Source organism: Paenibacillus sp. sptzw28, from assembly GCF_019550795.1.
Classification (GTDB): domain Bacteria; phylum Bacillota; class Bacilli; order Paenibacillales; family Paenibacillaceae; genus Paenibacillus_Z.
The window spans coordinates 922,961-948,540 of the sequence record NZ_CP080545.1 but is presented as its reverse complement, the minus strand read 5'-3'; the positions used below and the strand labels follow the sequence as shown (position 1 = coordinate 948,540).

Here is a 25,580-nt window from a genome sequence, read left to right as displayed (position 1 = left end):
CATAGGTGACAGATTGATACCCTGGTTTTTCTTGATTAGTAAAGTTGAATTTGTAGGGACTTTCCATCGAAGTAAGAGTGCTTCCTTCTGCATTACCAGTCAAAGATGCGGCCGCTTCTGTTCTGCTTAAACATGGTGTCAATAGAACTGCTAGCAGCAGAGACGACAAAGCGATATTCCAGAACTTTCTCAAAAACTACACTTCCTTCCCTGATCAAATTGAAGTTTTGTATAACATGTAAACAAACAAAGAGTAAAAGTCGACTCGCCTCCTTCAGACTCCGTAATTCCCATTTTTGAAAGCGCATACAGAAAAGCTGCTTTCATTCTACCGTCTCTCTTGTCCAAATGACATAACGATTTCATTCCTTTTTTTGACCATTTGTAATAACCAGTGTTACTAGAGAAGACTTCCTTGATATAATAACGGCAAACCATAATAGGGGGTAAGCTGCTTTGGCATACAAAGTCTGTTTCCCGGATTTTACAAGCACATTGCAGGTAATTGGCTTTCATTTCCGAGTAGCGGAACCCGGATGGACATATCCCGACCATTATCACAAAATGTTCGAAATCCTGTATTGCTACGACGGCAGCCCGGTCCAATATATCGAGGATCGCTCCGTTGCCTTCGGCCGCGTCTTCGCAGAGCCATTTCTCCCCGACAGTTCAAGCGGTGGACCGGCATCTCTCCGCTCAGATATCGGCACAAATCTAATTAGGGTAACCACCTCGAACCAAAGAGCTGGGCTTGGTTGCCTATCATCTACTATCAGTATAACTTTCCCTAGGCTATGCCCCGTCGCAATCTTAGCAATCGCGGCATTCACTTCGTCAAAAGAGTACTCGGAATCAATCACTGGATTAATGTTGGTTTTTTCAAAATACTGTGTAATTGCAGCTAATTGTTGTCCATTCGGCTGCACGTATATGAAGTCATAACTTTTCCTTTGCCATTTAGCGATACCACCAAAAGGTGCTCCCAGTAGACTGAAAAGAATTTTTTTCGTCGTTGCTAGTTCTGGGATTTGATTAGCATAGCGGGCGTTGGGGCCGGCGTTTAACGACACTAATTTTCCACCAGGCTTCAGTATCTTCATGTTTATGAATTTCGCTGGCTCCTCGGTGTCAATAACGTAATCATACTCTGTCAGCATGTAAACATAGTCTTGTGTTGTATAGTCGACAAACTCATCTGCCCCGAGTCTTTGAGCCAAGGCACGTGCGAACCCGCTACCACTAATGGTAACGTACAGCCCTTGTGACTTTGCATAGGGAACGGCAATCTGACCAAAGCCTCCCGTACCACCAGAGATAAATAACTTCCCCCCCTTGTCTTGGAATAGAAATTGTATTGATCTGTGCAGTTAATTTTTTAGAATACCGAGAGATTTGTACAGCCCTCATTGGGTATGCTCCATACCTTAGATGATCTTTATTGGGAGTACGACTAGTTTCTCGTTCATTGTTTAACGTTTCTCGTTCGAATCAATGCTCCGTCCTGTCCTGTGAGCTTCTAATTAAACGAGTCATCATCATACGAGGCAGCAACCGCGGCATAAACGCAATGAAACGGTTGCGGGCACCGGGCATAATTAATGTCTTGCCACGCAAGAAGCCTCGATACCCTTCTTCAGCCACCTTTCCAGCTTCCATGATCGCGCCCTTCAACATTTTCGAGGCGCCCATACCAGAACGATCAACAAAGCCGGTTGACGTCAGGCCCGGGCATAATGCGGTTACAGTCACGCCTGTTCCGCTCACTTCGTTCGCCAAAGCTTCGGTGAACGACAACACGTACGCCTTGGTCGCATAGTAAACAGACATCATTGGTCCTGGGAAGAAACCCACCAAGGAAGCTACATTCATCACTCCACCTTGCCCGCGTTTGATCATATCCGGCAAGAATAGCTTCGTCATAACCGTCAGAGCCTTGATATTAACGTCAATCATATTCACTTCTTGCTCCATATCCGTTTCCATAAATGTCCCAAACAAACCGAAGCCGGCATTGTTGACCAAATAGTCAACGGTAATCCCCTTCTCCTTGAGCTCCGTGAAGATTTCCTCGGGTACCCCTGGTGCCCCCACATCCTTGGCCATGACCGTTGCCTGAATGCCGTATTTTTTTCGATATTCCTGTGCGAGTTCCACTATTTTACTCTCGCTGCGAGCCACCAGCACTATATTATGTCCGCCCTTGGCAAACCGATCAGCTAATTCTTTACCGATTCCACCGGAAACCCCTGTGATAAGAACCGTCTTTCTCATTCTGGTATCCCACCTCATATTTAAAAGTTATGTTTAAACCATATTGTAACGTTTCCAGCTGCCTGGATTTTGCAAACTAAACGAAACGAGTTCATTTACACGTGCTCAGCTGCGGAGACTTCGAGCTAAGTTAAAATTGCTTGATATCAGCCGTTTCTAGTTTTCTTGGGCCAGGGCACGGAGAGACTGAAAATAGGGAATGATCATTCTAATAAAATGAAAAAAATATGTCGCTTTAATAGGTATACGTCTCTGTCATCGGAAATCCAGCTACGAGAGCTCGGCTTAGAACGTTACAATTACTTTGCCTTGCGAATGGCCAGTAGAGACTTTAACCAATGCCTCGTTAATATCATTAAAATGATAAACGGAATCTATTGAGGGCTTGATGTTTTCTTGTTCAACAAGTTTAGTGATCTCTTGTAACTGACTGCCATTGGCTTGCACGAATATAAAACGATATTCAATTTGATGCTTGCGTGCCAAAGAATCGATGCGGGACCCAACTAAGCCAAACAATAGTCTTTTCCATAATGGAAAATTCTGATCAGCAGCAAATTGATAATTTGGCGCAGCTTTCAAGGATACCAATTTTCCATGGGGTTTTAGAATACCCATTTCGGCTTTAATCTCTTTGGTTCCCAAGGTGTCGATCACATAATCAATGTCGGATAGAACGTCCGCATAGTTCTCTTCTTTATAATTGATGAATTGGTCTGCGCCAATGGACAAGGTACGTGATCTGCCTCTTTCGCTGCCGCTTGTAATCACATACAAACCCATGGATTTGGCGATAGGAATTGCCATTGCACCAAAGCCTCCGGTTCCTCCAGGAATAAACAGCTTTTTATTGGGTTGAGCATGAAGCATATCATGTAATGCTTGATATGCCGTCAAAGCAGTGAGGGGTACAGCCGCTGCTTCAGTAAACGAAAGATTTTCAGGCATGATGGCTATAGCCTCTTCCTTCACCGCTGCGTATTCCGCAAAAGCTCCAATTTGGTTCATCGGCAATCGCGTATAAACGTGATCACCCACACGGAAATTCACAACCTCTTTTCCTACGGCTTCAATAACGCCGGATAGTTCATTTCCTAAAGTCAATGGGAACTCATAATCAGAAATCATCCGAACACTGCCATTTATAATTAGAATGTCTAATGGATTTACACCCGCAGCTTTTACGTTAATGAGAACCTCATCGCTATTGATTATCGGTATTTCCACCTCATTCAGTTCCAGTCGAATTTTTTTTGAATACTTGTGCATTTGCGCTGCTCTCATGTTTTATCCTCTTTCTATGCATAATCAGTGTTTGCGGAAGATGTATGGCGTACAATTTTCAGTTGTACGCCATTTTCACCTATACCTATTGTTACCTGTCTTGAGCAGCTAATTCATTCATCGTTGAGTAATCCGTATATCCCTTGCTTCCGTGACCAAAGAATGTTGCCGGATCCGCTTCATTCAATGGCGCACCTTTTTGAAGTCGTTCCACTAAATCTGGATTAGCTAATGACCATACACCGACGGGTACGAGATCAGCAAGACCACTATCTATGTCAGCGCTAAGATCTTCCAGTGCCCGTCCAGCCCGATTAACTAACAATGGATTCGTCCAGAGGGAACGAATGTCTCGGAGCAGTTCTTCATTTCCGAGGTGCATAATATGAAGGTAAGCTAAATCCAATTGGGCTAATTCTTGCACCAGGTAACGGTAAAGTTCAGGACCTTGTTCACCATCTTGAATTCCCCCAAGAGGGGTCCCTGGCGATATGCGGAAGCCAGTTCTTTCGGCTCCAATCTCATCGACGATAGCTCTTGCTACTTCAATGGCGAAGCGAGCACGATTTTCTATTGATCCGCCATATTCATCCGTCCGCGTATTCGAACTTAACCCGATAAATTGATTAATCAGATAACCGTTAGCTCCATGAATTTCAACACCGTCAGCTCCTGCTGCAATAGCTGCCGCAGCCGCCTTGCGGAAGTCTGCAATGGTCGTTTGAATATCTTCTTTACTTAACTCACGTGGTACGGGGATATCCTGCATGCCTGTAGCAGTAAACATTTCTACACCTGGCGCGATGGGGGAAGGTGCTACGGGTTGTCGATGATGGGGTGTATTGTCGGGGTGCGACATACGACCGGCATGCATCAATTGGATATACATATACCCACCTGCTCCATGCACTGCATCTGTAACTTTTCTCCACCCTTCAATATGCTTTTCCGTATAGATCCCGGGAGACCACAAGTAACCTTGACCATCATCTGAAGGTTGCGCACCTTCTGTAATAATAAGTCCCATGGATGCGCGCTGGGCGTAATAAAGGGAAGCGTCCTCTCCTGGCGTACCGTCTTCTTGAGCTCTACTACGTGTCATTGGTGCCATCGCTAACCGATGAGGCAAATTCATTTTTCCGATATTCGTTTTACTCCACAATTTTTCCATTCTTCCATATTCCCCTTTTCCAATGATGTTATCCCATCAATCGAATAAATATTACAGCTCTTCAAGGATGGGATAGATTTGCCCTCTCAAATTGAAATCATAGTTCTGGTCTACGATCCCTACCACTTCGTTGCTATCAAAAAGATCCAGCATGAAGCTCGCCATTTGCTTGGCAGTATGGTACTTAGGCAAGTTGGCTTTGTAATCAAAATCTTCGACATCGATTGATTTTTTCACGAATTCCGTTTCCGTTATGGCTGGTGCTAGAATTTTTGCCTTTGTTTTCGCGCCTTTCAGTTCGAGTTCTTTTGCTAGCCCTTCTGTGAAGGCACTCACATAATATTTAGATGCAGAGTAGGCAACACTACCGACAGCAATGACATATCCGAGTGCTGATGATACGTTAATTAACTGAGTACCTTCAACGTCAGCATAATCTCGCACATATAGTGTTGAAAGGATGGTCAAGGATTCGATGTTAACGCGTAACATGGTTTCGACTTTTTCCAGTTTCTGCTCGGCTACGAAGGAGCCTTCACCAAGTCCTGCATTATTAATCCATGTCTCGATTTGATATTCCTTTAAATCGTTATACAGTGTATAGGCTTGATCCGTAACCGACAGGTCGCTTGTACGAATCACAATATCTACTTCAGGATGGTTATTTTGGATCGTCGATTTAAGCTCTTCTAATTTGTCCAATCTTCTGGCTACCAAAATCAAGTTTTTGCCACGTGCAGCAAACGCCAATGCTGTCTCATATCCAATGCCGGAGCTTGCTCCTGTAATCACGGTGTACTTCATATTAATCTCTCCTCCAAAAGTTCGGATTCATGTATAATTAAAGAACGATCGTTCTAATTAGAATGAAAAAAGTTAGATCTAACTTGCTTTTTACTATACCATTTCTAGAACGATCAGTAAAGAATTTTTTAAAAGGATTAAATCCTACCTCTGCCCAGAAAGTGACCCCGTTGGTCATCATACCTAAAGTTCCGCTCTTTTACGATCAGGATACAAGTTTTTTTCTCAGAGAAAGACAAGAACTTCTATCGTTGCAACAAATAAGGGTGTTCAGCTGCCCCTTCAGCTATACCTGCTGTTTGCCCGCATTATTATGGTATTCAAAAATGACGCTGGTTGTAATCACGTTCAATCTAATACAGCCAGCGTCGTATCAACAATATCCTTTAGCTTTTGTTGATCCGTCGTGGTTTTAACCAATGTGCGTAGTCCCAACCAGGCATTCATTAGAAAGCGAGACATAACTTTAGCTTCAAGGTTAGCCCTGATTTCACCGGTTTGCTGCCCTTCCTGAAGAAGTTGAGTCAAAAACGCTTCAGTCTTGGAATAACTTTTCTCAACCAAGGATGCAACTTCCGGATCCAATACGCCCAATTCCACACCCGAATTCACAAGTAAACATCCCAGAGGCTCTCCTTCATTTCTCAATGTCGATTCGAACATTTCCCGGATTAATTCCTTGACCCGCTTTTGCTTTTCAACGAGGAATCTCATTTTTTGGGTTTGCTTAGCCTCATACCGTTCAAGAGCTTTCATAAACAAGGCATGCTTATCCCCAAACGTATCATAGATACTTCTCCGATGAATGCCCATAAAATCAACTAATTCCTGCATTGAAGTTTTCTCATATCCTTGTGTCCAAAACAGTTGTATTGCTTTATCCAATACTTCATTAACTTCAAATTCTTTGGATCTTGCCATTGTTATCACCTCAGATAATCATTATACATTTAAGTGAACGGTCAGCAAACTGGATGTGAAAAAAACAAGAATAAAATCAAGCGTGGCACTCGATTTTATTCTGTGAAAACAATACACGATGATTCAGATCGGTTTAACGAAGGATTCTTCGTTTGTCCGCTTGTAACCAAACCGGATTCCAGCCTTTTTCCAACGGGGAATGTTTAGGTGAATCTTTCATTGAATTAAGTTATGTTCTATCCCATAAACGCTTTCAACGCAATCACCGCATTGTGCCCACCGAAGCCGAAGGAGTTGGATAAGCCTATGGTCGCCTCCGCTCTTCGAGCCGCGTTCGGTACGTAGTCCAAATCGCAATCGGGATCCGGATCCTTCAGGTTTATGGTCGGCGGAATGATCCCCTCCTGTAAGCTTTTCACAAGCGCGATGGCCTCGACTCCGCCGGCTGCACCAAGCATATGGCCTGTCATGGATTTGTTGGCTGTAACCGGGATTCGGTAGGCATGCTCGCCAAACAGTTTTTTTATGGCAGCCGTTTCCGATTTGTCGCCGATATCCGTACTCGTCGCGTGCGCACTTATGACATCCACTTGTTCCGGATGAAGGTTCGCTTCGTTGAGTGCCATTTTCATGGCTTGGTAGGCTCCTGCTCCCTCGGGATGGGTCGCAACCATGTGATAAGCATCTGAGCTGCTGCCGTATCCGATTACTTCTGCATAAATATTGGCGTTTCTGCGTAAAGCGTGGGAGAGCGACTCCAGCACCAGAACACCGGCGCCTTCCGCCATGACAAAACCATCTCTTCCGGCGTCAAACGGACGGCTCGCCTGAAAAGGCTCCTCGTTTCTAGTCGATAACGCGGTGGCATTTCCAAAACTCGCTAACGAGATTTCGGTAATGGCTGCTTCCGTTCCCCCTGCTATTATCACATCCGCGATACCGGAACGAATGACACGCATTGCTTCTCCGATAGCTGTATTTCCGATGGAACATGCGGTTACCGGAGATAGTGTAGGACCTAGGGCTCCGAATTTGATGCTGATAAGTGCTGCGGCCATATTCGATATCATCATAGGCACTAATGTCGGACTTACCCTTCCTGGCCCGCGTTTACTTAGAATGTCTTTTTGCTCCAACAGCGTTTGGATGCCGCCGATACCCGAGCCGACGTACACCCCCATACGTTCACGGTCAATCCGCTCCAAAACAAGGCCTGAATCGTTAATTGCTTGTTCGGAAGCTGCGACGGCGAACTGGCAAAATCGGTCCATTCGCCGCACATCCTTACGCTCGAAATGCGCCTCAGGGTCAAAATTACGCACGATTCCCGCTATTTTCGTCTTATGTCTCGAGGTATCGAAAGTATCGATCAGGGAAATACCCGATTCGCCACGAATCAAACGACTCCAGAAGCTCTCGACATCATTTCCGAGCGGCGTGATAAGGCCCATCCCAGTAATCACTACCCGTTCCATTGTTATTCCTCCCTTTGTAAGTCCTGTCTTGCTCTTATCTTGTCACTTCAGTTATCCTATTACAAGTTGTAGTTTATTATAGTATAATAAGTACCACTTTAAGGACATTCCCGAGGAGGGGATCGCATAAATCGCCAAACGAGACTGCAGGCGCTATCCGTGTTCCTGAAAGCTCAAAGAGCCAAGATTAGTCCGGAAGCGGCCGGAATACCCCCGGGAACACGAAGAAGAACTTCTGGATTAAGAAGAGAAGAAGTAGCCCAATTGGCAGGCGTCAGTCCTACATGGTATACATGGCTGGAGCAGGGAAGGGACATCAAAGTCTCGTCGTCAGTATTGGATTGCGTAGCTTCTGCATTGAAACTAACTGTCGATGAACGGAAATATTTGTTTTCTCTTGCGCTGGAGACTAGCTCGAACATTTCAGGAGCAAGTCTGTTCCAGGAGGGGCAGCCGCAAATTAGCGCAGCCTTGTCCAGAATTCTTCGGGAACTGCGCTACTGCCCGACGATCATCTCCGATCGGCGATGCTGGATTGTCGGCTGGAATGAGGCTGCATCCCACGTGTTTATCAACTTTGACGACGTGGATCCGGAAGAACGCAACTTGATTCCACTACTGTTTACGAGGAAGGAATTTCGGAGACTGGCTGTCAATTGGGAGCATTTTGCAAGCGGATTTCTTGCGATTTTTCGCTCTTATTACGGGCAATATGTGGAGGATGAGTGGTATGATCGATTTCTCGATGAGATGAAGGAGCGACATCCTGATTTCAACCGGCTGTGGGAGCAAAGCAAAGTAAGCTCCGCTCCAGAGGTTACAATCGAATTTCGCCATTCAAAGGCAGGGAAAATGTTGTTCGAGCTAACGTCTCTGCAGTTGCACGGCAGTGCTGATTTACGCTGCAGCATTTATACGCCTGTGCTGGGATCCTCTACGGAATCCAAATTAAAGCAACTGCTTGATGCTTAATCCGCTGGCTCCCGAAGAGTGTGCCACTTCTTCGCAGAATTCACTACACTAAACTGCTCGTCCGTATTATGAGGTCAGCCATTGCGCACGGGATCACGGTCCCACGGGCACCCCATTCTAAGTTCAGCAATTGTTTTCTTGGAGAATTTCACCCTTCTCTAAGGCTACTCCATATGTAGAAGCCAATTTAAGTCGATGTTAAGCTGCTTTCTAAGTTGAATCAATGTTTCCGAAGATGGCTTAGTAATATCTTTCTCAATTTCACTTAGCCTTCCTTGCAATACGGCGTGCTGTGTTAACAGACGGTCCATTGCGCTTAACCAACTGGGTAGCTATTTGTGTCGATAACAATACACCCGCCCGTGGCGGGTGTATTGACAGTAATGATCTGCCCGGTTGAGCTAAGCTTTAGCGGGTCTGTAGGTTACCAAGAGGGAACCAACCGAAAGTGTTTTGACGTCCACGAGATGGAAGTCCTTCCGCTCCTTAAGATTGTCAAACAAATGCTCACCTACGTTGACCACAACCGGGTGCATGACTATCTGATATTCGTCAATAAGATTTGCGTTTGCAAGTGATCGCACGAGCGTTGGACTACCGAAAATAACAATGTCGCCACCGTCACCATTTTTTAGGTCCTTAATTTGCTCTTCTATATTACTGCCGGTCAATTGTTTTGGAGCTTCAAATTCTCCCCATTTTAGCTTGTCGAGCGGGCGGGCGCTTGTTACAACTAGTTTGTGGGCGTTGTTTATCTTATCACCCAGGCTTGAACCACCATCGTCCCGTTTGGCCCCTCGAATAGTCGGCCACTTTCTAGAGAGGTCTTCGTAGGTTCCGCGGCCAAGCAAAATGGTATCAGCTGTCTCGAAAATATTTAATAGATACTGAGAACCTTCCTCGATGCCAGCGCTATTTCTCCAGACCGCCCAGTTGGTTTTGTCCTCGCTTGGGTCGCCAGTGACAACTCCATTAATAGTACTGTGAATGAATAGAATGATTTTACGCATTAACTATCGTCCTTTCTATATTTTATTCGACATTGCTACTATAGCGGCCTAGGGCATTACATATTGGCCTGCAAATCATTCTCCGCTTTTGGCGCTTGCCCCTCCTCTGAAGCTTGATTCCACTTCGTTATGTGACTCTACTCGGTCCAATATCTCCATACTTTGGATTGTTTCGATTTTGAAGGACACCTCACTAATGATAATCGTAATTTTGTTTCTCATTTATTTAGACGAAATCAGATTACGATATTCATCGGTGTATTTGTTCAGGAAGCCCAAATCGGGAAAATAATTTTGTACTAATGAAATTTTGGACGTGGTATACTTTCTTGTCCTTTATTTCAATAATGTGAATACCCCAGGGTACCAAGTAGGAGTCTTCACCGCTTGGCACATACTGTGCGAAAGCAGGATAACCCCCATTCGCCATAATCGGCAAAAACCGGGATCCCTCACAATGCCAGCGTGTAAGCGCAAAAAACTTGAACAAATCGTCTTTGCCGCGTACCCACATTGCGAAAGGCGGCATTGACAGACGGCCTTCCTCATGAAACAACGCTACCAGCGCATTGATATCAAATTGTTCGAAGGCTTCCACATACCGTGATAGCAGCTCACGATCAGGTTCGACATCCATCATGCTAAATTCGTCAGAATGAAGTTTCGCTCGGTCCATCGTTTCTCTGGCTCTTTGAAGGGCGCTGTTCACCGCTGCTGGTGATATTTCTAAAGTTTCACCGATCTGTTTGGAGGACCATTCGAATACATCCTTCAAAACAAGAACAGCACGTTGACGGGGTGGTAATATTTGTAAGAGTGCAATAAAACAGAGTTGAAGGGTATCTTTACGAATGAGAATATCTTCCGGACTATCCGAGAAATCAGGGGCAGGCCAAATCCAAGATGAGTCAGGAAACTTTTCGCGGGGTTCGACGATGAGTAACGCTGGGTCGGATAGGTCAACGGGACGAGTGCGGCGTTTGGCTTGTCTTAGCTTGTCTAGACATAAGTTTAATGCAATACGATAGGCCCATGTTTTGTATGAGGATTCCTGCCTGAATGAATTCCAACTTTGCCAAAAACGAATAAAGGTTTCCTGAACAGCATCGTCTGCGTCATCGATGGATCCTAGCATTCTGTAACAGAACGATGTTAACTCAGGCTTTAAGTTCTCAAATAACTGAAGCTCTAATGCTGTTTCGTTCATCTTGGCCTCCTTTTGACGGGCGAAACATCCTTTTCACACACGCCACCGAACCGATCGTCTCAATTTTATAAGCCACTGTTCGTCTTGAATAAAATGAGAAAGTACTACCTAAATAATGGGGAGAAACTTCGCCACGTATCTCTGAATCTATATAATCTGACTATTATATCCTTAAATTAACATTAACCGCAACTCTCCGCTTTACCACTAATTTTGTGATACGGTTCACCGCGCTGTCTGTAACGGCACGTTTTTTTGAACGCCACTTGCAGGGCAGCACCAAAAGACAATTGTATTTTTATTCAATGTATAATTTAAAAATATGAAAACTGCAGGAATAACTATGTCTGCTTTAGTAAGATCCGCTGAGCTTAAAGATTTAACGAGTTTGACCGAATTAATGTATGAATATATCGTTGGCTTTTATCAAAACCCTGGCCCGCCTATCGATAACGTCCATCATTTGATTCGAACCCTCTTTGACAAACAACATGGTATCCAATTCGTTGTAGAAGAAATTGGTAGACTCGTCGGTTTTGCTACACTCTACTTTACATTTAGCACGATGAAAACAGATAAAATTGCTGTCATGAACGATCTCTTCGTCAAAGAACCCTTTAGAGATACAGAACTGGAATCCCAACTCTACCTGGCATGTAAAAAATACTGCATAGATCGGGGATACGCCAATATGACTTGGATAACATCAATCAATAACACACGAGCTCAATCTTTCTTCAATAGAATGAACGCGATCCAAGGGAAAGACTGGGTTCACTTCTCCATTAACTAAGCAGCTCCGGGTGGCGTCTTCCAAAAAAAAACTTGCCGTTACTTGTGATACGGTTCACCGCGCTTGATCTTAAACTATTCTGCCCGTCCCTCAATTTTAATGGTTTATCTTACATATACTCATTCTTTAGTAGGATTTCATCGCATATTCTACTACGATCTCCTATTGATGAAGTCATGATTAGTCCTCCTAATAATAGAGAAGTCCCAATGGAACCATCGGGACTTCTCTGGGTGTGAATATAACTTTGGGTTACACGCTTTATTTGTCAGTAACAATCTTTATTTACCAGTTACAATCTCTATTTAGCAGTTACGACCTATATTTAACGCATTCATCCTTCACATAAATAGTCCCGATGAGCTAACAGAGCATCATCGGGACTGTACTAGAAGTTCCTTAACTTATTATCAATAAACACCCGTTAACTGAGTTCTACTCACTATTACCAGGTTCCAACTTTAATGTTTAGTTTCCATCTTTTTCAGTCTAATACTTTATTTTCCAGTCTAAAACTTTATTTTCACAAGACCCCGGCGTTCAAATCGGACCTGATCTTACTCCCTTATACTGCCAACATTGTGCTTCACCTCTCCTCATTGGGACGGTATCCTTATCGCACATATACGTTACAGTCCGGACTGACAGGTAAACAATGAGTTCCGTCAAAGACAGAACTCATTGTTGCCTATAAGGAATTACTCTTACTGATTTAACTCTTTATTTCAACTCTTGGTTCGCTCATTCCGCAGCTGTGTTGTACACGTTAAACTCTGCGACGGACCACCAGTAACCCTCACTGCCGGTGCAGACGACCTTGATGTAGCGAGCTGTCTGCATTGGGAAGGTGATCTGTTGGAGTGGACCGGTTCCTGTTACAGAAGTAACCTTGGTCCAGTTCGTTCCATCCGTAGATACGAATACGTCTGAGCTTCTCGCATAGTCATTGCTGCCGCTGCCGGAATCGATCACGATCTTGTTGAAAGTCTGCGTTTGCCCCATATCCACTGTAAACGAAAGACCATTATACTGCCCTGTTCCGGAGCTATACCGAGTGCCAAGACTGCCATCCAGCATATTTCCGGGCACATCGCCCCACGGACTTACATCCGTAGCCGTTGCGGTCCAACCCGTCCGATAATCTGCAGCTGCGTTGTACACATTAAACTCTGCGACGGACCACCAGTAACCCTCATTGCCGGTGTTGACGACCTTGATGTAGCGGGCTGTCTGCGCTTTGAAGGTGATCTGTTGGAGTGGTCCTGTTCCTGTTACAGAAGTAACCTTGGTCCAGTTCGTTCCATCCGTAAATACGAATACGTCTGAGCTTCGCGCATAGTCATTGCTGCCGCTGCCGGAATCGATCACAATGTTGTTGAATGTCTGCGATTGTCCCATATCCACTGTAAACGAAAGACCATTATATTGCGCTGTTCCGGAGCTATACCGAGTCTCAGAATTGCCATCCAGCATATTTCCGGGCACATCGCCCCACTAGCTTACATCCGTAGCCGTTACGGTCCAAGTCGACTTTGAGTTGTACACGTTAAACTCTGCGATGGACCACCAGTTACCCGCACTGCCGGTGTTGACGACCTTGATGTAGCGAGCTCTCTGCGTTGCGAAGGAGGACAGTTCGACTGGGCCGGTTCCTGTTACGGAAGAAACCTTGGTCCAGTTGGTTCCATCCGCAGATACGTATACGTCTGCGCTTCGCGCATAGTCACCGGTGCTGCTGCCGGAATCCATCACAATCTTGTCGAAAGTCTGCGTTTGCCCCATATCCACTGTAAACGAAAGACCGTTATACTGCCCTGTTCCGGAGCTATACCGACTGTTAATATCGCCATCCAACATTTTTCCGGGCACATCACCCCATGGACTTACATTCGTAGCCGTTGCGGTCCAACCCGTCCGCTGTAGCGCAGGAGGAAGTCCTATAACATTGAACGGAGATCCGCCTGCATATACTCCGCTGCTTCCGTATACAGAAGCCGTAACCGTCCCCGATGGAACCCCGTTCGGAACGTAAGCGGTGATGCTCGATTCCGACCAGCTCTCTATGTTGGCCGGGATCGATCCGAAAGTCACCGTACCCAGCCCCTGTAAGTTACCGAAATTAGAACCGTTGATCGTAATCATATAGCCCGCTATCCCTTCGTTCGGCGTCATGCTGCTGAAGGCCGGTGCCCTGAAGCTTGACGAATCCCTAGTTGTGAACATCGCTGAAGTCCCGCTGGGGAGCGTATAGGTAAACGAGCTATCGGTGGATATCGGGAAGCTCTGGCTGCTGCCGGTTCCATTGTATACGACGGTAACCTGAGTTCCTTCCGGGCTGGTCCAGTTCTGCAGCTGAAGGCCGTTTGATACCGATGTCGGAGCTGCGATCGAACCGGAATCCGTTCCATTCGAAGGCCCGTATACATTGATTTCACCAATAGACCACCAGAAACCGGATGGTGCGGTATTGACGATGCGAATGTACTGTGCCGTCTGTGTTGGCAGCGTGATGTCTATCCTTCCTATGCCCCCGCTGCCGTTTGCAATCGCGCTGCCCCAATTGACGCCGTCATTTGAAACATATACCTGATATTTATTAATGTAGTCGAATGAACTGTTTACGCTGTTATCAAGGACAATTTGATTGAAGCTCGCAGGGCTCCCCAAATCGATCTGGAACCAGTCGCCGTTCTTCTGCCCATGTCCGTTGGTCCACCTTGTGTTGATATCGCCGTCAATCGCGTTCTTGGCCAAATCCCCGGCTGCATTCCCGGTCCCATCCCCAACCGAATTCGAGGAAGACGTGACGGTCCACCGGCTGCGGTTCAGCGCCGTTCCTCCTGTCTGGATCGAAGCTCCGGACGGAAAGGAATACGTGAGAAAGCTATTTCCGGTACGGATGGTATTCTGGAGGGGCAGTAATGCCGGATCGTACGTGATCGTAACCGGACCTGATCCCGGCTGGAACGTAAAGTCATGTGTCGGATCCGAGACATTCGTCGCTGCCGGGGCATGATTTCCGTTCTGCGGAGGTCCAGCCCACTTAAACGTGACGGCATTGCCGGCATTCAAGGTGTAGTCGAACGATCGCGTTCCATTTGCAACGCTGAAGGTCTTCGCGGCGTCCCCCGAGTTATACGCGATCAGGACCTTCGATCCATCCGGGTTCTGAAACGCGACATCCTCTATGCTGCCTTGCCCAAAGGTATTCGAGTAAATTCGATAGGCTCCGGGCTTCACAAACTTGCTGGCTTGAGCGAGTGCGTGATAGTCCACATTGTAGGATACTTTTCCGTTAGTCGGATCAATGGTAACCAATCCGCGCATCATAGGTATACCATTCGTGTCGCTGTTGAGCGGACCCATATCGGGGTCGAGTGCAATGTTCCATAGCATCACTCCATTCGCCCAATTGCGCGTACCATTGATAATCCAAGTATGAAGTGCATCAGAGAACGCTGCCTGGTCACTTGCTTGCCAAGTACCCCCAGTGGCTTCCGTGATGAAAGCTTCTTTACTTGGATAGTTGTTGTGGACCAGAGTTTGGTAAATAGGACTGCCGCTGTAGACATGCCATCCGGTTCCAACGGCGTACTTGGAGGCAGCGGGGTCGCTAAAAATCTTCTCGGGATACGAGGGAACATCCCAGTTGTGATCCCAAGCTAAAATCTTCGCGGGAATATTGTTAGCATCAAACGCCTTGCCCATCTCCTGTATCAACTGGGTTTCCTGGTAAGCGGACAGGAACATGCCGGGCCAGGTGGGAGTGCCCATCGGTTCATTTTGCGGCGAAACATAGGATATGGGCACACCGGCTTTTTTATAAGCTTGTATGAACTTTACAAAATAGCTCGCGAGCGTAGAATAGTACTCGTCCTTAAGAGTACCTCCTATCATAGAACCTGAGGTCTTCATCCAACCTGGCGGGCTCCACGGGGTAGCCGTGATTTTGATAGACGGATTAAACGAGAGAGCCTGCTTCAATGCCGGAATGATGTACGCCTCATCATGCTGGATCGAGAAGTTGGCTAGCGCCCCATCCGTTTGTCCCGCTGGCATGTCGTCATAGGAATAATTCCCGGATGCATTTACATCCGTAGCGCCCATCGGAGTGCGGAGTAAGCTCAGGCCGATGCCTGACGAGGGATCAAACAGATTTTTTATCAGCTCCGTGCGCTGAGCATCCGACATTTTGTTCCCAATAAGCCAAGCGGAAGAGTCGGTCATGGCCGCCCCGAAACCTTGAACTTGTTGATACTTGCGGCTTTCGTCGACCTGGATCGTAAGCGGGTTATCCGTTTGCTTTGGTGTGAATGCCAAATCGTCTTTGCGGTCAACATACGTGCCGGACTGTACGTCTGTCAGCCAAACCTGCACGGAAGCGCCATTTGGAGCTTGCAACGGCTGCGCTGATGCTTGTTCAGCACTTTGGAAGGCGGGTGCGACAGCGAGGCTCATACTCAAAACAGGCACTAAAAGTAACTTATTTTTTAATTTGCCCATGCTCATTCCTCCGAATAAAATTTTTCAATGGATCACGGTCTTTGTATACGCTTCCATGATCGCCGAAATACAACCCTCCGCATTTCGGCGGAGAGCCGGTGTTCAAATCGGACCTGGACTTACAACGTAAATTCACCGCTCACGCTATTAATTTAGACAACTACAATTTATACATTTTTACTTTATAAGGTATCTCGTTCTTCCCATTGCAAAAAAACGATAATCCTAATGAGGATGGGGACGGGTAAATCAAATCTGTGATCGCGACAAGTCCATCGCCCGCAAATAACTCCACTGATGAGCGATCTACAATAAGACGCAGCTGCAGATACTGCAGATCTGGCGGCAAGACAGCTTGATGTTTGCCGGGGAAATGCTCATGAAAATCAACGACTCCCGATCGAGTGCGGTCTACAAATACTGCCGATTCCTTCACGGAATATCCTGCCACTGTTTCTTCCTGTTGTGATGTTCTTAGTTTAAACCCAAAGGAGTCGATGCCCTGGACAGGCTCAAATTCGGCTACAATTTCATACGTTACCAGTTGCTGATCCTTCAATAACAAATTAAGCTCGTTTACAGCTTCCCCTTCCACCTCTAGAAGAGGAGTTCTGAACTTCTCCAGTTCCAGCACAGGACGTTGAATCAATGCTGCTTCGCCATTCCTTGATTCCAGTGTAAGCTCTCTTGGAATCGTCATGGCCCCCCTCCAGCTCTTGGTAGGAGTCGTACTTGCATATCTCCAATTACTCATCCAGCCGATATAGATTCGGCGTCCATCTTCTTCGGGGATGTCCGACCAACTTACGCCTGCATAATTATCCCTGCCATAATCAAGCCAGCGAATGGTTTGGGAAGCTTCATCCGGCATGAAGGTACGACCGTCAAAATGCCCGGTAAAGTACTGGGTTCTTGAACCTTCCTTGATGTCAGGCTCGTTGCCAATGCTTACTAGGAAGACCCATTTCAGTTTCGTTTTGTCCCCATCAACCGGTAACGCGAACAAATCAGGACACTCCCAGACGCCGTCATGGGAACCGATTCCTTTACCGAATTCGCTGCTAAAGGTCCATTCTTTTAAATTGGTCGAATGGTAAAAGCAAACCGTTTGACCGCAAGCGAGAACCATCACCCATCGCTTCGTTTCTTCATGCCAGAAGACCTTCGGATCCCGAAAATCGTCATATTTGTCAGAAGAGATAACCGGATTACCTTCGTATTTGATCCAGGTCCTTCCGGAATCATGACTATATGCAATACTTTGGGTTTGATTAAGTGTCAACCCGTTATGGTGAGTAAAAATAGCGACAAGCCCAGGCTTTCCGCCGAAAAAACCCGTTGTATCGTTCCAATCTACCACAGCGCTGCCTGAAAAAATCATGCCATTCTCATCGGGAGCAAGCGCTACAGGGAGATGTTCCCATGTCATAAGATCCCTGCTTACCGCATGTCCCCAATGCATCGCTCCCATTTCCATTCCGTATGGATGGTGTTGGTAGAAAAGATGATATTCCTCATTAAAATAAACCAGCCCATTCGGGTCATTCATCCATTCCGCCGCAGGAGAAAAATGAAACTTGGGACGGTACTTCTCAACTTTTAAAATAGACAAAATCTTCTCTTCCTCCCTATCCTTATCTCATATACGCTGTAGTCAAAAATTGGCAGGCAAACAATGAGTTCCGCCCAAAGACAGAACTCATTGTGACCTGTATGGATGAATTGAGCTTACTGATTTAACGATTCTTGAATTTCTTGCGTGATTTGGTCGCCGCCTTCTTGTTTCCACTGCTGTACAAATGTATCGAAGCCGCTGATCGGTTCTTGGCCGACAATGATTTTGGAGAACGTTTCATACTCGAGTTTTTTCAGATTGGCCCAACGTTTGTCCATCGTTTTGGTTCTTGCATAAGTCAAGGTGTTGACCCACTTGAACTTGCCGCTCACATAAGGCTTCAAGCCGACGCCAAAAGAATAAATCAGTCCGAAATCATTTGCGTTGTCCCCGGAGAAATTCCAACCCGAGATGTTATTATTGTCGTACGGCTTAGTTTTGTAAGCGACCATCTTGTCGAATATCGGGATCGCGCTTGGATCGTAGCTATTGAAGTAATCGTGTGCCTGGTCGACCGTCACCTTGCCGGCAGTATATTTGTCCATTTCCTGCAAGATCCTGGCTGGACCGTCCGCGAGAGAGAACGTCTGAGCAAACGGGAATGGATAATCCCTCAAAATCGCTTGCTGGTCCTTGTCGACGATGTTTGCCAGGCCTTTTACATAAAGATTCAGCATTTTAATGACGGCTTCCGGGTTTTTGGCGTCCTTGCTGATAACCGCAAAGCTTGCGGCCGCGTTGCCGCCTTTCGCCTGGTAAATGCCGTCTGCGCCGGAAGGCAGAAGATAAGGCTGCCAGTTGGCTTTTTTGTCGTTTTTCCAGCTGTTTCCGACCTCGGTGAACGGTTCCCACCAAGTACCGAAGAACAGCCCCGCTTTGTTGTTATTAATCAGATCATACGTGTTTGTCGTCAGCATGCCCGGAGAAATCAGCCCTTGTTTGTAAATATCAGCCAACTTCTGAAGAGCTTCCTTTGTTTCAGGCAGAGTGGAACCATAAACCGCTTTGCCGTCGCTGCCCTTTAACCAAAATCCGGGGAAGGAATTATAGGAGGAGAATATGGGATCGAAGTGCGCGTTGAAGTTCTGGTTGTCCATATCCTGATACAGCGGCCCGTTGTTCGGCGGACCCACAAGACCCTCTGTATCCGCTTTCCCGTCACCGTCCGGATCTTTCTCTTTGAACGCTTTCGCCACGGCTTCAAGCTCATCCAGGTTCGTAGGCGCCTTAAGCCCCAGTTTATCCAGCCAATCTTGACGAATCCACATAACAGACAAGAAATCCGGAAGCGGTTTGGAGGCAGGAATGCCATACATCTTGCCGTCTTGCTTGACAAGGCTGTCGAACAGTTCCTTGTTGGAGTCATATACTGCCTTCGTCTGATCACTTGCGTATTGATCCCAAACTTTAGAGATGTCCATGGCAAGCCCGGCTTTGACAATCGCCCTGTACTGGGTATAAGTAAGATTAATCAAGTAATCCGGGATTTTTCCGCTTGCGATTGCCAAATCCACCTGCTTCCCATAGTCGGACGCGACGAATTCATTTTTGATCTCAATGTTGTACTTATCCTTAAGCATTCTTGTGTATGCATTGTCATCCAAGGATTGGCCGTCAGGGTATTTCGTATTCGGGTCCGTCCATGTTCCCCTCGTAAGGACGGTCAGCTCCGGTTGCTTGCCAAACGGATCCGCTTTCGTATCCGTTGTTGCGGCAGGCTCCTTGGTAGAAGTCTTGTTGCCGTCCCCATTACCGCCATTGCCGCTATTGCCGGTACACCCCGCGAGCAAGGAAGCGACAATCGCCAAGGACAAGGCTGCTGTGCTCGCTTTTTTGATGAAGCTAGATTTCACCATACTTAAATTCCCCTTTTATTATTATTTATGTCAAAGGATGTTATCCCCGGACAACAACACCAACGGACACGCAGGTTAGCCCTTAACGGATCCAAGCGTAATCCCTTTCACGAAATACCTCTGCAAGAACGGATAGATTAGCAGCACCGGAATCATCGCCACAAAAATCTTGGCCGCATTTAAGGAATCGTTATTCAATTTGGACATCTGTTCGAGTTGTTCGATGGACATGGTCGCCATACTTTGCAGGTTTGTCGAGACGACTAACTGCTGAATATAGGTTTGGAGCGGATAGCTATCCGCTTTCGTGGACAGGACCATCCCTGCAAAGAAATCGTTCCACTGCCCGACAATCGTGAACAAAAGGACGGTCGCCAATACGGGCTTCAGGAGCGGCAGAATGACCTGCAACAAAACTCTCCACGGGCCGGCCCCGTCGATTTTCGCCGCCTCTTCCAGCTCTTCCGGCAGGTTCTTGATAAAGTTCGTAATCAGAATCAGGTTGAATATCGGAACTCCGCCGCTTAGTACCAAGCCCCAGACGCTGTCCATCATGTTGTAGTTCCTCATGGTTATAAACCAGGGAATCAACCCGCCGTTAAACAACATGCAGAAGATGAATGCCCACATCAGTAAATTGCGTCCCGGAAATTGCTTGCTTGTTCTGGACAACGGGTAAGCAGCCAGCGACAACACCAGCATCGTCAACGCCGCTCCAAGAACGACTCGTTCTACCGATACCCAAAACGCTCTAAAGAAACCGGAATCCGACAAAATCGCCTGAAACGAATATAAATTGAAGCCAATCGGAAAAACAGATACAATTCCCGCTTGCACGGCTGCGTTGTCACTTAACGCAATCATCAAGGTATACCAGAGAGGCAGCAAACACAGCAGCGTCAAGCAAATGAGAAAGATTATATTGATTACGTCAAACGCTTTTGATCCCAACAAACGATTCCCGGTCACTTTGTTTCCTCCAAACTCAGAAGATTCGATAGCCCACAAGCTTCTTCGCCAGCCAGTACCCTGCAGTAATGAGGATAAAGCTGACGACCGATTTCAATAAACCAACCGCTGTGCCAAAACTGAAATCAAGCCCCTGCAGCCCTGCGCGATAAACATAAGTATCAATAATATCTCCGGTGCTGTACACGAGCGGGTTGTACAAGTTGTATACCTGGTCGAAGCCTGCATCCAAGATGCCTCCAAGCGACAAAATGGCTAAAAGTGCGATGGTGCTGCGAATGCCCGGCAGCGTTACATGCCACATTTTGCTCCAGCGACCCGCCCCGTCCATCTCTGCCGCTTCATAGAGCGTGTTGTCAATACCGGTTAAGGCGGCCAAATAGATGATCGAGTTGAAGCCGAAGTTCTTCCATACATCCGATCCGATAATGAAACCCCTGAATAGATCAGCCTTTTGAAAAAATTGGACAGGCTCGAAGCCCATAAATTCCAATAAGTTGTTTACCGGACCACTAAACGAAAAGATTTGCAGCATAACTCCGGATAAAATAACCCAAGATAAGAAATGAGGCAGGTATACGCTCGTTTGAATCGACTTGACCAAGAACTTTTGTCTTAGCTCATTGAGCAGCAAAGCGAATACTAACGGAACGAACAAATTGCCGACAATTTTGCCAAAGGCAATGACCAATGTATTCCACAAAGCAACCCGCGCATCGTTCAATTCCAACATATATTGAAAATTTTCAAGACCGACAAATTCCGAATGCAAAATCCCTTTTCCCGGGTTGTAATCCTGGAATGCCATCACAATCCCAAACATCGGAATGATTTGAAACATAACCAGCCAAATAAAAGCCGGAACAAGCATGATCAAATAATGCTTCACATCGGGATTCTTCCTATGATACAACGAAGCCTTTGAGATCAAACTCCTGCGCTTTAACCCCACATTTTCATTCATCAGGTTAGTATTCACCAGCAGGTTTCCCTCCACATTCTTTAAAGATTTGCAAAGTAAGAGTTCGGCAGGATCCGCCACCCCTCGAACAGCGATTGCGTCTTCACGATAAATTTTGCGCCGTTTCCTGAATAAACTAAGTTTTTATTCATCCTCCCATAAAGTTTTCGTGAATATCTATGAATACGTATTACCAATGTGGAAGCACTTACATCGCTAGCATATACCTTGATTAATCATTTGTCAACGTCATACTAGAAGAGAGGTTTGAGCTTAAAATTTCATTGGCCAATTTTGGGTTTATTCACACTTTTGGAATACGATTTCTAATATGTAAATAATATTTCTTGAATAATTTAATTTTTATTCAGAATATATTATTATGCTTGGTTTTATGATATAGTAGCTTTGAAAGGAGCTCATCCCGATGGCAAAAATGACTATGAAGGAAATAGCCAAAAAGGCAAAAGTGTCCCAACCGTCCGTATCCCGGGTCCTTAATGGCCATAAAGGAGTAAGCTTAGAAATCGTCAATGCCGTTATGAACGTGGTTAAAGAGGTTGGCTATGTTCCCAATAAAGCGGCTCAAACGTTGAAAAGAAACAGTACGAACATAATTGGCATATGCACAAGGGAGATCTACAATCCTTATTTTGTGGAGATCATTGATTCGCTGGAGCTTGAAGCGAGGAAAAACGGGTACAATGTTCTGTTTCACAACTCCAAATACAATCCGGTAACAGAATGGGAGAACATACAAAACTTTGTTTCCCGGCAGGTGGATGGGATCATCATCGTGCCTTCAAGTGATTTTAACCTTGAGAGGATTACAAAACTGGAAATCCCTACAGTTGTGTTAACCAATAATAAAAAAATGCTCGACAGTGTCGGAATCAATCATCTTCAAGCAGGCAAACTGGCTGGGGAAAGCTTCATTCATTCAGGACACAAAACATTTGGATACATTGGATCGATACGAGATGATGAAAAATTTTACGGTTTCGAAAGCGTTTTGCAAGAAAACGGCTTTACGTTTGACCCAAAAAACTTCCTGCTGGTTGAATCTTCCAATGACAACTTTATGATTCGCAGATATATCGAAAACTATCTGGATCAGTCGGAAAAGCTTGAATTTACATGTCTTTTCGCGGAAAATGACATCATGGCCCTTGAGTTCATGAAAGCCGCGGAGAAAAGACAAATTCGGGTTCCCGAAGACGTTAGCATCATTGGTTTTGACGATACGTATCTGTCGAAAATTATGGAGATTTCAAGCATCCATCAACCGATTAGGGAAATGGTAAAGACTACTTTTGAAATACTCCTCAGCCGTATCAATCAAGAGGTGCCCTCCAGTTTGGTAAATATTATGATGGAACCCACATTGATCGAAAGAAAAAGCTCTAAGTTTAAACGAAGGTGATTTACCTTTAGACCCTCGTATTTAAAGCGGTTGTACCGGAGGTTATACCGGAACAATCGCTTTTTTCGGCCGAAATTCATTAAAACAGTCTGGGGAGTAGGTTATAAAGTGTATCCGCCCGTCTGATTCGACTTAAGGAGTGACCCCAATGTCCATACAATTTACGATTCCATTCATTTGGTCTTCTTCTCGATTGAAGTGAATATCGGCCGATTTGCCAACCAAACAATATGGTATAAGAGTATTAATTTTATCCCGATCTTGACCATTGACGTTAAGACCTTTTTACTGAATATTCTTATGATGGTGCCTTTTGGAATCTGCCTGCCGTTGCTGGGATCTAACTTCAGGACCGCTGCTAGTGTCGCGAAGTCTGCACTTTGCGTAAGTCTTTCACTTGAGGTTATGCAAATGATTATCCGGGTTACGCTTGGCAGCGGCAGAAGTACCGATATTAACGACATCATCGCTAACACGCTCGGAGGTGTATTCGATTTCCTTATTTATAAAAGGCGGACACATGTGAAAGCTGTTCGATGTATGATGGACCGGTATCGACTGGGGTAGGTTGCCTACAAATAATGAAAAACCGGAATCAGATGAAACCATCTGATTCCGGCTGCATACCTTTACTGAACAATTGAGGCCGGGGCCCCCTGCTTTCCGGCACTCATCCGCAGCTTCAACATAAACACAGCTACGATCGCCAGGATGACGCCAATCATTCCGATCCATGTTATCGATGATAGGGACACTTGATCGATCATGATCCCTCCAATTCCTGCACCGGCCGCCATGGATAATTGCATCATGGATTGGTTAAGGCTTAACATGATTCCCGAATAATTCGGTTCAATCCGCACCAGATTCAATTGCTGCGTCGGACCGGAAGACCAGGCTGCAAACGACCACAAAACCAGTATGCCAACAATAGGCAGCCATGAATTGGTGAAGGCAACGGTAATGGACAGGAGAAGGAGTGCTGCGACGTGCAGAAGCATTCCCCCGGTCAATGTCGGGAACACGCCCCATTTATCCGTGCTGAACCCGCCAAATTTCGATCCGACTAAGCTGGCGATGCCGAAAGCCAATAAGACGCCGCTCAGCATTCCCTCGTTCAAGCCTGCGACATCGAGGAGATAAGGCGAGATATAGGTATAGGCGATCGAATACCCACCCAACCAGAAGAAGGTAATTCCAAGTCCAAGCGTTACATTTCCGTTTTTCAAAAAGGCAAGCTGCTTCGACAAAGGAACGGGAGCATCCCCTTTGATTCGAGGTATTGCGGCGTACAGAACAACCATCGCCAGCAATCCCGCCAGCGCCAGCAAACCAAACACCGACCTCCATCCGAATTCAGCCGCTACGATTCGTCCAAGAGGAACACCGATAATTAAGGAAGCGGTAAATCCCATCACTACAGTAGCAATGGAGCTCGCTTGTTTACCTGGTGCGGCAATTTTGGCGGCAATGTCCAATGCTGTTACCACGACCATTCCGGCGCCTAAAGCCATGATGATGCGGGCTACGACAAAGAGTTCATATCCAGGCAGAACAAAAGAGAGAACATTCCCTAACACGAATATGCCGAGTGCCGTAACCAACAGTTTTTGCCTTTCCACTTTTGCCGTCAACGCCATGAGGATCGGAGTAAAGATGGCGTAAACGAAGGAAAAAATCGTTACAAGCTGACCTGCCGAAGTAACCGAAATACCCATCGTATCCGAAATCGTATCTAAGATGCCGGAAATAACATACTCGGATGTACCGACCAAAAAACTAACCAATGCCAAAATATAAATTTTCCACGTATTAGACAATGAGATCACGTCTCCTAAAACTCATTTTGTTATTTTTAATCAAATTAACTTTTAAAATACATTTAAATTAATACATATCTCGATATATCGATATGTTGTGTGAAAAAAAACTGAATACGTATCAAGTATTCAGGATAAATTAGAGTTCACCATTAAAGAACGCTGCAATTTTACGTATATTTTCTTCATCTCTTTTGTAATACGTATATTTTCCTATACGTTCCGTGTGAATCAGACCAGCTCGTTGAAGAATGGACAAATACTGTGAAGCCGTTGACTGTGTCATATTCAGCTTATCTGTCACTTGACTAACGCAAACCCCAATTTTTCTCATATCAACTCCTTCGTGGGGGATAAAATGGTTTTCCGGCTCTTTGAGCCATTGTAAGATCTGCAGCCTGGACTCGTTAGACAACGCTTTAAACACTTCAATAGGATCCATACTTTTATTATATCGATAATTCACGATATGTCAATTGGGTATTTTTAATTTATCTGCGTATGGGATTATTGAAGCAGTACACC

Annotated in this window: 21 protein-coding genes and 1 pseudogene; 4 read left to right on the top strand and 18 right to left on the bottom strand. The window is 45.7% G+C overall.

All coding sequences use genetic code 11. The features are described 5' to 3' along the window. Positions 1-584: 584 nt before the first annotated feature. From KZ483_RS04460 to fabF, 7 genes are all read right to left on the bottom strand, one after another. Entirely contained in the window at positions 585-1,286 is a 702-nt protein-coding gene (locus KZ483_RS04460; protein WP_258881697.1) for a zinc-binding dehydrogenase, read from the bottom strand. Between the two features lie 202 nt (positions 1,287-1,488). Further along, complete coding sequence (locus KZ483_RS04455; RefSeq protein WP_220351529.1) at positions 1,489-2,271, bottom strand: SDR family NAD(P)-dependent oxidoreductase; 783 nt, start codon at positions 2,269-2,271, stop codon at positions 1,489-1,491. Between the two features lie 285 nt (positions 2,272-2,556). After that, positions 2,557-3,555 carry an NADP-dependent oxidoreductase gene (locus KZ483_RS04450; RefSeq protein WP_220351528.1) on the bottom strand — a complete coding sequence of 333 codons (999 nt, stop codon included), beginning with the start codon at positions 3,553-3,555 and terminating at the stop codon, positions 2,557-2,559. A 91-nt stretch (positions 3,556-3,646) separates the two neighbouring features. Further along, on the bottom strand, positions 3,647-4,726 hold the full coding sequence (locus tag KZ483_RS04445) for an alkene reductase (protein ID WP_220351527.1): 1,080 nt from the start codon (positions 4,724-4,726) through the stop codon (positions 3,647-3,649). Between the two features lie 51 nt (positions 4,727-4,777). After that, the gene (locus KZ483_RS04440; RefSeq protein ID WP_220351526.1) at positions 4,778-5,530 is read right to left on the bottom strand and encodes an SDR family NAD(P)-dependent oxidoreductase; all 753 of its coding nucleotides are present in this window, start codon (positions 5,528-5,530) and stop codon (positions 4,778-4,780) included. Between the two features lie 348 nt (positions 5,531-5,878). Beyond that, positions 5,879-6,451, bottom strand: a complete 573-nt coding sequence (locus KZ483_RS04435) for a TetR/AcrR family transcriptional regulator (protein ID WP_220351525.1) — start codon at positions 6,449-6,451, stop codon at positions 5,879-5,881. Between the two features lie 236 nt (positions 6,452-6,687). After that, a complete protein-coding gene (fabF, locus tag KZ483_RS04430; RefSeq protein ID WP_220351524.1) occupies positions 6,688-7,926 on the bottom strand; it encodes a beta-ketoacyl-ACP synthase II in 1,239 nt (412 codons plus the stop codon). A gap of 126 nt (positions 7,927-8,052) precedes the next feature. Here fabF and KZ483_RS04425 point away from each other — a divergent pair, with 126 nt between their 5' ends. Then, on the top strand, positions 8,053-8,898 hold the full coding sequence (locus KZ483_RS04425) for a helix-turn-helix transcriptional regulator (protein ID WP_220353257.1): 846 nt from the start codon (positions 8,053-8,055) through the stop codon (positions 8,896-8,898). A gap of 164 nt (positions 8,899-9,062) precedes the next feature. Here KZ483_RS04425 and KZ483_RS29025 read toward each other — a convergent pair whose 3' ends face one another. The 3 genes and pseudogenes from KZ483_RS29025 to KZ483_RS04410 all read right to left on the bottom strand — a co-directional run. Then, entirely contained in the window at positions 9,063-9,209 is a 147-nt protein-coding gene (locus KZ483_RS29025; protein ID WP_220351523.1) for a helix-turn-helix domain-containing protein, read from the bottom strand. A gap of 90 nt (positions 9,210-9,299) precedes the next feature. After that, a complete protein-coding gene (locus KZ483_RS04415; protein WP_220351522.1) occupies positions 9,300-9,908 on the bottom strand; it encodes a dihydrofolate reductase family protein in 609 nt (202 codons plus the stop codon). A gap of 250 nt (positions 9,909-10,158) precedes the next feature. Continuing rightward, positions 10,159-11,118: pseudogene (locus tag KZ483_RS04410) on the bottom strand (sigma-70 family RNA polymerase sigma factor); the annotation flags it as partial. Positions 11,119-11,458: 340 nt separating this feature from the next. Here KZ483_RS04410 and KZ483_RS04405 point away from each other — a divergent pair. Next, positions 11,459-11,908 (top strand): GNAT family N-acetyltransferase, encoded by a 450-nt coding sequence (locus KZ483_RS04405; RefSeq protein WP_220353256.1) that lies wholly within the window; start codon positions 11,459-11,461, stop codon positions 11,906-11,908. Positions 11,909-12,649: 741 nt separating this feature from the next. Here KZ483_RS04405 and KZ483_RS04400 read toward each other — a convergent pair. From KZ483_RS04400 to KZ483_RS04375, 6 genes are all read right to left on the bottom strand, one after another. After that, positions 12,650-13,381 (bottom strand): discoidin domain-containing protein, encoded by a 732-nt coding sequence (locus tag KZ483_RS04400; protein WP_258881696.1) that lies wholly within the window; start codon positions 13,379-13,381, stop codon positions 12,650-12,652. Positions 13,382-13,402: 21 nt separating this feature from the next. Beyond that, entirely contained in the window at positions 13,403-16,309 is a 2,907-nt protein-coding gene (locus KZ483_RS04395; RefSeq protein WP_220351519.1) for a discoidin domain-containing protein, read from the bottom strand. A gap of 262 nt (positions 16,310-16,571) precedes the next feature. Further along, a complete protein-coding gene (locus KZ483_RS04390) occupies positions 16,572-18,023 on the bottom strand; it encodes a glycoside hydrolase family 32 protein (RefSeq protein ID WP_220351518.1) in 1,452 nt (483 codons plus the stop codon). Between the two features lie 116 nt (positions 18,024-18,139). Beyond that, positions 18,140-19,882 carry an extracellular solute-binding protein gene (locus tag KZ483_RS04385; RefSeq protein ID WP_220351517.1) on the bottom strand — a complete coding sequence of 581 codons (1,743 nt, stop codon included), beginning with the start codon at positions 19,880-19,882 and terminating at the stop codon, positions 18,140-18,142. Positions 19,883-19,957: 75 nt separating this feature from the next. Next, positions 19,958-20,851, bottom strand: a complete 894-nt coding sequence (locus KZ483_RS04380; RefSeq protein WP_220351516.1) for a carbohydrate ABC transporter permease — start codon at positions 20,849-20,851, stop codon at positions 19,958-19,960. 16 nt (positions 20,852-20,867) lie between these two features. Next, the gene (locus tag KZ483_RS04375; protein WP_258881695.1) at positions 20,868-21,722 is read right to left on the bottom strand and encodes an ABC transporter permease; all 855 of its coding nucleotides are present in this window, start codon (positions 21,720-21,722) and stop codon (positions 20,868-20,870) included. Positions 21,723-22,239: 517 nt separating this feature from the next. On the opposite strand from KZ483_RS04375, the gene KZ483_RS04370 reads away from it, so the two are divergent. Together KZ483_RS04370 and KZ483_RS04365 are read left to right on the top strand one after the other, a co-directional pair. Then, positions 22,240-23,235 (top strand): LacI family DNA-binding transcriptional regulator, encoded by a 996-nt coding sequence (locus KZ483_RS04370; RefSeq protein WP_220351514.1) that lies wholly within the window; start codon positions 22,240-22,242, stop codon positions 23,233-23,235. Positions 23,236-23,433: 198 nt separating this feature from the next. Further along, complete coding sequence (locus tag KZ483_RS04365) at positions 23,434-23,802, top strand: VanZ family protein (RefSeq protein WP_397376179.1); 369 nt, start codon at positions 23,434-23,436, stop codon at positions 23,800-23,802. A gap of 62 nt (positions 23,803-23,864) precedes the next feature. Here KZ483_RS04365 and KZ483_RS04360 read toward each other — a convergent pair whose 3' ends face one another. Together KZ483_RS04360 and KZ483_RS04355 are read right to left on the bottom strand one after the other, a co-directional pair. Beyond that, complete coding sequence (locus KZ483_RS04360) at positions 23,865-25,055, bottom strand: MFS transporter (protein WP_220351512.1); 1,191 nt, start codon at positions 25,053-25,055, stop codon at positions 23,865-23,867. Positions 25,056-25,194: 139 nt separating this feature from the next. After that, on the bottom strand, positions 25,195-25,497 hold the full coding sequence (locus KZ483_RS04355) for an ArsR/SmtB family transcription factor (protein WP_114380449.1): 303 nt from the start codon (positions 25,495-25,497) through the stop codon (positions 25,195-25,197). Between the last annotated feature and the right edge of the window lie 83 nt (positions 25,498-25,580).